The organism is Variovorax sp. 01T439_2 (assembly GCF_056398445.1).
In genome coordinates, this window is the sequence record NZ_JBFTPJ010000676.1 from 1 (window position 1) to 3,279 (window position 3,279).

Below are 3,279 nucleotides of genomic sequence, written 5' to 3' on the forward strand. Positions count from 1 at the left end.
GGATCGTGCCGCTGGTGGGTTCGAGAAACTTGGTGAGCAGGTTGAAGCAGGTGGTCTTGCCGGCGCCGTTCGGGCCGATCAACGCATGGATCGAGCCGCGCACCACCGAGAGATCGACCTTGCTGACCGCAGTGAACCCCTTGAATTCCTTGGTGAGCTGGCGTGTTTCGAGGATGACGTCGCTCATCTCGCGAAGTCGCCCGGGTTCAGGAAAGATATGTGGGTCATGCGGTCCATCTCATCGCGCCACTGTCGAGCGCGGACCGATTGTTCGTGGCCGCCTCCCGCTTGCATACTGGGGCAAATGCCTATGCTGCAGTGCAACCTTCCGCCCGCGGCCGCTCACTGCGGCGCGCGACTGTCGTCACAATGACAATGACCCATCGGTTCGAACCCTTCAGTCCCATGCCGAACTTCCGCTCGCCCGAATTCCTGACCGGCCACATCGTGCACACGCTGGCCTTCTATGAGCCGGTCTGCCGCGACCCATCCGGCGGCTTCTTCCACTTCTTCAAGGACGACGGCACGGTGTACGACCGGCGCACGCGCCACCTCGTCAGCAGCGCGCGCTTCGTCTTCAACCATGCGATGGCGTACCGGCGCTTCGGCGATCCGAAGCACCTCGACGGCGCGCGCCACGGCCTGGCTTTCGTGCAGCGCGCGCATGCGCAGCCGGGCGGCGGCTACGCGTGGCAGATCGACTGGCACGACGGCCGCGCCACCGTGCAGGACGGCACGCAGCATTGCTACGGCCTGGCCTTCGTGCTGCTCGCGCATGCGCATGCGCTCATGGCCGGCATCGAAGAAGCGCGCTCAGGGCTCGAGGCCACCTGGCAGCTGATGGAGCGGCATTTCTGGGAGCCTCGGCACGCGCTCTATGCCGACGAAGCCAGCCCCGACTGGCACGTGGGCGCGTACCGCGGCCAGAACGCCAACATGCACGCCTGCGAAGCGATGCTTGCGGCCTTCGAGGCCACGCAGGACGCGCGCTACCTCGATCGCGCACTCGCGCTGGCGGAGTCGGTCACGGGCCGGCAGGCGACGCTGGCCGGCGGACTGGTCTGGGAGCACTACCGCGAAGACTGGTCGGTCGACTGGGACTACAACCGCGGCGACAAGAGCAATATCTTCCGGCCCTGGGGCTTCCAGACCGGGCACCTGACCGAGTGGGCCAAGCTGCTGCTGCAACTGGAGCGCGCGCTGGTTGCCGCGGGCCGCGAAGCGGAGTGGGCCGTGCCGCGCGCCAGGCACTTCTTCGACACCGCGATGCTGCGTGGCTGGGATGCGGAACATGACGGCCTCGTTTATGGATTCGGCCCCGACGGCGCGGTGTGCGACGGCGACAAGTACTTCTGGGTGCAGGCCGAGAGTTTTGCCGCCGCCGCCCTGCTGGCCGTGCGCACCGGCGATGCCGGCTACTGGAGCTGGTACGACCGCATCTGGGCCTGCAGCTGGGCGCATTTCGTCGACCACCGCCATGGCGCGTGGTACCGCATCCTCACGCCCGACAACCGCAAGATCAGCGACGAAAAAAGCCCGGCCGGCAAGACCGACTACCACACCATGGGCGCGTGCTACGACGTGCTGCGCGCACTCGGCGCCTGAAGAGCAGCGCCCGCCCTCAATGCGCGCCGGCTGCCGCGTCGCCCCCGGCACCGCCGCGCTGCGGCTTGGCCAGCCACACCAGCGGAATCAGCAGCAGGAACAGGATCGCCGACGCATAGAAGATGTCGTTGGTGGCCAGCATGAAGGCCTGCTGGTCGACGATGCGGTTGATCTGGCCCATCACCTGCTCGGTGCTCAGGCCGCTGCTCGCCAGCCCCGACATCGCGCTGGCCGCTGCGTTGTTGCCCGGGTTCACCGACTCCGCGAGCTGCGAGTGGTGCAGCGCCGCGCGGTTCTCCCACAGCGTGGTGGTGATCGACGTGCCCATGGCGCCCGCGGTGATGCGCAGGAAGTTCGACAGCCCCGATGCAGCCGGTATGCGGTCGGGCGTGAGGCCCGAGAGCGTGATGGTCACCAGCGGAATGAAGAAGAACGCCATCGCGATGCCCTGGATGATCGTCGGGATGATGATCGTCACGAAGTCGGCCTGCGTGTTGAAGTTCGAGCGCATCCACAGCACCAGCGCAAACACCAGGAACGAGAAGGTGGCGTAGCGGCGCGGATCGATCTTGGCCACCGTGAGCCCGACCACCGGCGAGAAGAAGATCGCCAGCAGCCCCACCGGCGCCATGATCATGCCGGCCTGCGTGGCGGTGTAGCCCATCCATTGCTGCAGCCACAGCGGCAAGAGCACCACGTTGCCGAAGAACAGGCCATAGGCCACGGCGGTGGCCACGGCGCCCGACCAGAAGTTGCGGCGCTTGAACAGCGACAGGTCGACCACCGGGTGCTTGTCGGTCAGCTCCCAGATCAGGAAGAAGGCGAAGCCGACCACCGCGATCACGGCCATCGTGACGATCTCGGGCGAGTGGAACCAGTCGAGCTCCTTGCCCTTGTCGAGCATGAGCTGCATCGAGCCGACCCACAGCACCAGGAGCGCGAGGCCGATGGCGTCGATCGGCACCTTGTGCGTGTTGCTCTCGCGCTTGCGGTAGAGCGCCCAGGTGATGCCGGCCGCGACGATGCCCACGGGAATGTTGATGTAGAAGATCCACGGCCATGAGATGTTGTCGGTGATCCAGCCGCCCAGCAGCGGCCCCATCACGGGCGCGACCAGCGTGGTCATCGACCACATCGCCATTGCGAGGCCCGCCTTGGCGCGCGGATAGCTCGACAGCAGGAGCGTCTGCGACAGCGGGATCATCGGCCCCGCGACAAAGCCCTGCAGCGCGCGGAACAGGATCAGCGTGGTCATGTTCGGCGCCAGGCCGCACAGGAGCGAGCTGACCATGAACAGGATCACGCTGGCCATGAACAGGCGCACCTGTCCGAAGCGCTGCGTCATGAAGCCCGTGAGCGGCACCGCGATGGCGTTGGCCACCGCGAAGCTGGTGATGACCCAGGTGCCTTGCGTGGTGCTCACGTCCAGGTCGCCCGAGATGGCCGGCAGCGACACGTTCGCGATCGACGAATCGAGCACGTTCATGAAGGTCGCGGCCGACAGCGCGATCGTGCCCCAGACGCGGGCGGCGCCCTCGAGCGGCGGATGCGCAACGTAGGCGGGAGCAGCAGTGGCCATTGGCTTTGCCTCGGAAACCGTGAACGGCGATCAGCCGGGATGGGATTGCGAAGCAGCCTGTGCCGCGGTGCCGGCGGCGGCCGCGGGCACGGCGG

At 66.9% G+C, this 3,279-nt stretch carries 3 protein-coding genes; 1 reads left to right on the top strand and 2 read right to left on the bottom strand.

Annotation, left to right across the window (positions count from 1 at the left end; all coding sequences use genetic code 11):
* A partial coding sequence (locus AC1DOC_RS25680; protein WP_478130757.1) for an ATP-binding cassette domain-containing protein occupies positions 1-187 on the bottom strand: 187 nt, incomplete at its 3' end.
* A gap of 182 nt (positions 188-369) precedes the next feature.
* On the opposite strand from AC1DOC_RS25680, the gene AC1DOC_RS25685 reads away from it, so the two are divergent.
* A complete protein-coding gene (locus AC1DOC_RS25685; RefSeq protein WP_478084535.1) occupies positions 370-1,605 on the top strand; it encodes an AGE family epimerase/isomerase in 1,236 nt (411 codons plus the stop codon).
* Positions 1,606-1,621: 16 nt separating this feature from the next.
* Here AC1DOC_RS25685 and AC1DOC_RS25690 read toward each other — a convergent pair whose 3' ends face one another.
* Positions 1,622-3,184 (bottom strand): DHA2 family efflux MFS transporter permease subunit, encoded by a 1,563-nt coding sequence (locus AC1DOC_RS25690; RefSeq protein ID WP_478130758.1) that lies wholly within the window; start codon positions 3,182-3,184, stop codon positions 1,622-1,624.
* Positions 3,185-3,279 lie beyond the last annotated feature (95 nt).

Excerpts from the sequence above, each read along its gene's own strand:
- AC1DOC_RS25685 (WP_478084535.1), top strand. The coding sequence starts at position 370 with ATGACAATGACCCATCGGTTCGAACCCTTCAGTCCCATGCCGAACTTC.
- AC1DOC_RS25690 (WP_478130758.1), bottom strand. The coding sequence starts at position 3,184 with ATGGCCACTGCTGCTCCCGCCTACGTTGCGCATCCGCCGCTCGAGGGC.